Genomic DNA, 6,163 nt, shown 5'->3' on the forward strand with positions numbered 1-6,163 from the left:
GCGCCGTTGCGTACCCGCAGGAAGCAACCCGACGTACCGGCTCCGGAGAGCCCGTGGAGCGAGATCGTGCCCGGCCTTTGGATGGGCGGACACGAGTTCCGGGGCCAGTCGGGACAACTGGAGTTCGCCGTCGTACGGCACGAGTTCGATCTTGTGCAGACCCTGCTGCGACTGCCCGGCCACGGACCCGCCCCCGGCGTCGAGCACCATGTGTGGCCGATCCCGGACGGGCCGCTGGACGGCACCCAGCTCGCGGGGGTGATCCGGCTCGCCGAGGCGGCCTGCGAGGCACTGGACGAGGGCCGCAGGGTCCTCGTCCGCTGCTACCACGGGTACAACCGCTCGGGGCTGGTCGTCGCCCACGCCCTGATCCGCCGGAACCACTCCGCCGAGCGGGCGATCCGGCTGATACGCTCCCGCCGCTCTCCGTGGGCCCTGCACAACGAGCTGTTCGTGGAGTACCTCAGGGCCGGGCTGCCGACCGCCCGGCTGCTGGAGGAACTCGCCGAGTAGCCGGTTCGCCCGTCCGCCCACCGGGTGCGCAAAAAGGACTTCCGTACGAATAGGGTGGGCGGGCCGACACCCATTTCCAGCCCAGCCCTAGCATCAGCCCAACCCCCGGCCCAAGCCCCAGCCCTGTCGCCAGTACCAGGAGAACCGTGCCCAGCAGCCGCACCACGCGCATCGCCGTGTGCAGCGCCCTTGTCGCACTGCTGCTGGCGGCCGCCACGGCCTGCGACGACGCCGGAGGGCTCAAGGGCGCGGGGCCGACCGAGACCGCGGTCAGCCCGGACAAGCTCTGGCCCCAGCTGACGCCGGCGTCCCGGCCCGCCTATGAGATCGGCGAGGTGGTCCGGGAGGCCGTGAAGGGCGTCACCGTTCCCGGGGGCGACATCCGCGACGTGGACCCGGTGACGGTCGTACGCAAGGAGATGGCCAAGAGCCCCGGGGACTACGAGGGCAAGGCCGCGCAGTACCGCGACACCGGCCGGCTGATGGCCCAGTGCGCCAGGGGCGCCGGACGCGGTAAGTGCCCGGTGCTCCAGCCCTACTACCGGGATCTGACCGGCGACGGGCGCCCCGAGCTGACGCTGGGCTTCCGGCTGATGCCCGGCATGACGACCGCGGTGCGTGTGTACACAATCGAGAAGCACCGGCTCGTGCAGGTGATGAGCTGGGACGACGCCGTCAGCGCCGTCGAGCTGGCCGGGCGGTCGGTGATCATACGCTCGCCGTCCGAGGTCGCCGGGTACGAGTACCGGCTGCAGTGGACCTGGGACGCGGACCAGAAGGCGATGCTGCTCACGCACGACGAGATGCTGCGCACCGGCACGCACCGGAAGAATCCGCACCGGACGCCTACCCCCTCGCCGTCGCCCTCCGCCTCGCCCTCGCGCTCGGCCTCTCCCACTGCGAGCACCCCATGAGGTTCGGGCTGCCCCGGTGGTCGGGCACGCTGGCCGTGAAGGCCGCCGTCTTCATCACGGTGATGTGCTGTGCGCTCGCCGCGCTGCTCGGCATCCTGGTGCACGTCTCGGTGACGAACCAGACCGTCGGCCAGGCCCGCGACCGCGCGCTGTCCCGGCTGGCGGACGCGACGGCGGCGTTCGAGGCCGGGGACCCGCTCATGCCGGGCGCCCGTGTCGATCCGCCGGAGCTGCCGCGGTCGCTGCGGGACCTGGCGCTGGCCGGGGAGCGGGGCACGATGGTCGCCGATCACCGGGGGCGCCCCATGATGTGGGCGGCGGGCCCGGTCGACGACGAGCGGGTCCTCGCCGTCGGGATCGACTACTCGCAGCAGTCCCGCACCATCGAGGGGCTGGACCGGGCGATCCTGTGGTCGTCGGTGCTGGCGATCGGGGCGACGGTACTGGTGGGCGTGTTCGCGGTGACGCGGGTGACGCGGCGGCTGCACGCCACGGCCCGGGTGGCCCGGCGGATCAGCGGCGGCGATCTGGACGCGCGGGTCGATGATCCCCGTACCCAGGATCCGAGCAGGCCGCAGGACGAGGTGGCCTCGGTCGCCGCGGCGCTGGACTCCATGGCGTCGTCGCTGCAGAGCAAGCTGCTCGCCGAGCAGCGGTTCACCGCGGATGTGGCGCATGAGCTGCGGACGCCGTTGACCGGGCTGCACGCGGCGGCCGAGCTGCTGCCGACGGGACGGCCGACGGAGCTGGTGCGGGACCGGGTGGCCGCGCTGCGCACGCTGACCGAGGATCTGCTGGAGATCTCGCGGCTGGACACCGGGCGGGAGCGGCTGGAGCTGGACAGCGAGCCGCTCGCCGCGCTGGCGGAGCGGGTGGTGCGGGGTTCCTCCGAAGGTGTCACGGAGGTCGTCGTCGGGCGGGATCTCGTGGTGGAGACGGATCGGCGGCGGCTGGAGCGGGTGCTGGGGAATCTGGTGGCCAATGCGCACAAGCATGGGCGGGGGCCGGTGACCTTGACGGTGGACGGGGCGGTGGTCACCGTGCGGGATCACGGTGACGGGTATCCGGGGTATCTGCTCGCGCACGGGCCGCAGCGGTTTCGTACGGAGGGGGGAGCGAAGGGGCATGGGCTGGGGCTGACCATCGCGTTGGGGCAGGCGGAGGTGCTGGGGGCGCGGCTGACGTTCGCGAATGCGGTGGATGGTGGGGCCGTGGCGACTCTTGTCCTGCCGTGAGTGGGTTGGGCGGGTGAGAGCTCGGGGCCGCGGGTTGTTTGTCGGCTGCGGGTCGTGGGGGTTGTTCGCGCCCACGCGGCGGAGCCGCAAATCAAATGCAGCCCCGCGCCCCTGCTGGGGCGCTTCTCCTATGGCCCATTAGGACGAGCGACAGGGCGATATCGCTCCTAATGTGGCGGATAGTCAGGTTTGTTCCCCTGCCCAGGAGGTCCCCATGGCCCTGTGCTCCCGCTTCGCGATATCCATAGCCGCCGGCCTGCTCGCCGGTGCGGCTGCCGTCACGCCCGCTGTCGCCGACGACGGGTGGGAGGCCGAGGGGGACTTGGGTACCACGTCCCAGGAGGACTGGGGCGGGGACGGGGGCGACTGGGGGGACCAGCAGTTCACCCGGGGGCGGGTCACCGCGAGCACGCTGCTGCTGCGCAGTGCGCCCAACCGGGGCAGCCAGGTGATCCGGACCGCCCACCAAGGGGAAATCGTCAGGATCTTCTGCCAGTGGGTGGGCGAGAGCGTCCAGGGCAACAACCGCTGGTACCTCCTCGCGGACGGCACCTGGGCCTGGGGGTCGGCCCAGTTCATCGAGACCCGGCGCTCGCCGCGCTGGTGCTGAGGCGTTAGGCACACAAGACGGACTATTTGGGTAAGTTCCGGACATGACCAAGGCCGGAACCACCCTGGTGGCAGCGGACACGCCCGCTCCCGCCGTACGTCTCCCCCGGCGCCGTGGCATCGAACTGGCCCTCGTCGTCGTGGCCGTCCTGCTCTCCGTGTACGGCTACTGTGCGGTCGGCCTCGCCCAGCACGGCACCGTCCCGCCCGGTGCCGCCGGTTACGGCGCCGGGCTCGGCGTACTCGCGCTCTTCGCGCATGTGGCCGTACGCCTGCGCGCCCCCTGCGCGGACCCGCTGCTGCTGCCGATCGGGGTGCTGCTCAACGGGCTCGGTCTGGTCCTGATCTACCGGCTCGACCTGGAGACGCCGGACGACCTGGCGGCGCCGACCCAACTCGTGTGGTCCACGCTGGGGGTGGGGCTGTTCATCGTGGTCGTGCTGCTGCTGCGCGACCACCGAGTGCTGCAGCGCTACTCCTACGTGTGTGTCGTCGCCGCGCTCGTGCTGCTCACCCTGCCGATCTTCTTCCCGTCGGTGAACGGCGCCCGGATCTGGATCCGGATCGCCGGATTCTCCATCCAGCCCGGCGAGTTCGCGAAGGTGCTGCTCGCGGTGTTCTTCGCGGCGTATCTGGCCGCCAACCGCAACGCGCTGGCGTACACCGGCCGTCGGGTTCCGGGGCTGCGCCGGATGCAGCTGCCCACCGGGCGGGTCCTCGGGCCGATCGTCGCCATCTGGCTGCTGAGCGTGGGAGTGCTGATCCTCGAACGGGACCTGGGGACTTCCCTGTTGTTCTTCGGACTGTTCGTGGTCCTGCTGTACGTCGCCACCGGGCGCACCGGCTGGATCGCGGTCGGCCTGCTCCTCGCGGTGCTGGGCGCGGTGGCCGTCGGGCAGTTGGAGCCGCATGTGCACAGCAGGGTCGAGGACTGGCGGCACCCGTTCGCGTCGATCGAGGCCGGTCAGGGCCCCAACCAGCTGTCCCAGTCGCTGTTCGCCTTCGGGGCGGGCGGTCTGGTGGGTACGGGACTCGGCCTCGGCCACTCGATCCTGATCGGTTTCGCGGTCAAGTCGGACTTCATCCTGGCGACGGCCGGGGAGGAGCTGGGCCTCGCGGGCCTGTCCGCGATCTTCATCCTCTACGGACTGCTGGTGGAGCGGGGCTACCGGGCCGGCCTCGCGCTGCGGGACCCCTTCGGGCGGCTGCTCGCCGTCGGGCTGGCCTCGATCGTGGCGCTCCAGGTGTTCGTGATCGCGGGCGGCGTGACGGGCCTGATCCCGCTGACCGGCATGGCGATGCCGTTCCTGGCGCAGGGCGGCTCGTCGGTGGTCACCAACTGGGCGATCGTGGCGCTGCTGATCCGGGTGAGCGACAAGGCGCGCAGCCGGTTCGGCGTGCCCAAGGGCGAGGAGGCCGCGGTGGTGACGGGATCCGAGGACCGTGCGCAGGCGGCCCGATGACCCGGCACATCCGGCACGCCGCCTTCTTCTGCGCCCTGCTGCTGGTCGCCCTGCTGGTGAACGCCACCCGCATCCAGCTCTTCGAGGCCCGCGCCTACGACGACAACGTCGCCAACCGCCGCCCCGTCATCGCCCGTTACGGACAGCCGCGCGGCGACATCAAGGTCGGCGGCGAACCGGTCACCGGATCCCGGGACACCGGCGAGCATCTGCGCTACGAGCGGACGTACACGAACGGCCCGATGTACGCCCCCGTCACCGGCTTCGCCTCGCAGGTGTACGGCACGACGCTCCTGGAGCACTCCGAGGACGGGGTGCTGGCGGGCACGGACCCGCTGCTGTCGCCGTTCCCGCTGTGGCGGGGTGCCGCCGTCGGCGACCGCAACCCCGGCGGCGACGTCCTCACCACCCTGCACCGGGGGGCGCAGGAGGCGGCGTTCGAGGGGCTGGGCGGCCGCAAGGGCGCGGTCGCGGCCGTGGAGCCGGCGACCGGGCGGATCCTGGCCCTGGTGTCGTCGCCGTCGTACGACCCGTCGGTGCTGTCGGGCAACGGCTCGGCGGTCCCCCGGTCCTGGCAGTCACTGAACCGCGATCCGGACCGGCCGATGCTCAACCGGGCGGTGCGCAAGACGTATCCGCCGGGTTCGACGTTCAAGGTGGTGACCGCGGCGGCGGCCCTGGACTCGGGGGTGATCGAGGAGCTGGACGACCCGACCGACTCCCCGGACCCCTACCGTCTGCCGGGCACCAGGACCTCGCTGACGAACTCGTCCAAGGGCTGCAAGGACGTTCCGCTGCGCAAGGCGTTCGAGTGGTCGTGCAACACGGTGTTCGCCAAGCTCGGGGTGCGGGTGGGCGTGGACCGGATGGCGGAGACGGCGAAGGCCTTCGGCTTCAACGACCCCGGTGTGCGGATCCCGTTCTCGGTGGCCGAGAGCACCTTCGACACGAAGGTGGACCGGGCGCAGCTCGCCCTGTCGTCGATCGGGCAGTACAACACCCGGGCCACCCCCCTGCAGATGGCGATGGTCTCGGCGGCGGTGGCGAACGGCGGGCAGGTGCGCTCGCCGTATCTGGTGGAGCGCACGACCCGGGCGGGCGGCTCCACGGTCGCGGCGGCCGGGTCGGGCCCGGCGCGGCAGGCGATGCGCCCGTCGACCGCCCGTCTGGTCAAGGAGCTGATGGTGGACGTGGTGCGGGAGGGCACCGGCTCGAACGCCTGGATCCCGGGTGCGACGGTGGGCGGCAAGACCGGCACCGCCCAGCACGGCCTCGGCAACTCCGGGACGCCGTACGCCTGGTTCGTCTCCTGGGCCCAGGGCGAGCGCGCCCGGGGACCCAACGTAGCGGTGGGGGGGGGGGGGGGGGGCGCGGTCGCGGACCGGGGCGGGTTAAGCGGCGGGGGGGGCGGCGCGCCCCTCGCCCGGGC

General features: G+C 72.1%; 6 protein-coding genes. All 6 read left to right on the plus strand.

Annotated elements, in window-relative coordinates; genetic code table 11:
* Positions 1–6: 6 nt before the first annotated feature.
* Positions 7–513 carry a dual specificity protein phosphatase family protein gene (locus tag ACFWYS_RS12445; protein WP_384766375.1) on the plus strand — a complete coding sequence of 169 codons (507 nt, stop codon included), beginning with the start codon at positions 7–9 and terminating at the stop codon, positions 511–513.
* Between the two features lie 146 nt (positions 514–659).
* Positions 660–1,427 (plus strand): hypothetical protein, encoded by a 768-nt coding sequence (locus ACFWYS_RS12450; protein WP_384766377.1) that lies wholly within the window; start codon positions 660–662, stop codon positions 1,425–1,427.
* On the plus strand, positions 1,424–2,662 hold the full coding sequence (locus ACFWYS_RS12455) for an ATP-binding protein (RefSeq protein WP_384766379.1): 1,239 nt from the start codon (positions 1,424–1,426) through the stop codon (positions 2,660–2,662). Before ACFWYS_RS12450 ends, ACFWYS_RS12455 begins: the two co-directional genes overlap by 4 nt.
* 214 nt (positions 2,663–2,876) lie before the next feature.
* Entirely contained in the window at positions 2,877–3,272 is a 396-nt protein-coding gene (locus tag ACFWYS_RS12460; RefSeq protein ID WP_384766382.1) for an SH3 domain-containing protein, read from the plus strand.
* A 43-nt stretch (positions 3,273–3,315) separates the two neighbouring features.
* The gene (locus tag ACFWYS_RS12465) at positions 3,316–4,734 is read left to right on the plus strand and encodes an FtsW/RodA/SpoVE family cell cycle protein (protein WP_384766385.1); all 1,419 of its coding nucleotides are present in this window, start codon (positions 3,316–3,318) and stop codon (positions 4,732–4,734) included.
* The coding region (locus tag ACFWYS_RS12470) for a penicillin-binding transpeptidase domain-containing protein (protein ID WP_384766387.1) at positions 4,731–6,163 on the plus strand (1,433 nt) is incomplete at its 3' end. The genes ACFWYS_RS12465 and ACFWYS_RS12470, both read left to right, overlap by 4 nt.

The sequence above is a fragment of the Streptomyces sp. NPDC059010 genome (genome assembly GCF_042740355.1).
In the GTDB taxonomy this organism is placed as follows: Bacteria; Actinomycetota; Actinomycetes; order Streptomycetales; family Streptomycetaceae; genus Streptomyces.

Excerpts from the sequence above, each read along its gene's own strand:
- ACFWYS_RS12455 (WP_384766379.1), top strand. The coding sequence starts at position 1,424 with ATGAGGTTCGGGCTGCCCCGGTGGTCGGGCACGCTGGCCGTGAAGGCC.
- ACFWYS_RS12460 (WP_384766382.1), top strand. The coding sequence starts at position 2,877 with ATGGCCCTGTGCTCCCGCTTCGCGATATCCATAGCCGCCGGCCTGCTC.
- ACFWYS_RS12465 (WP_384766385.1), top strand. The coding sequence starts at position 3,316 with ATGACCAAGGCCGGAACCACCCTGGTGGCAGCGGACACGCCCGCTCCC.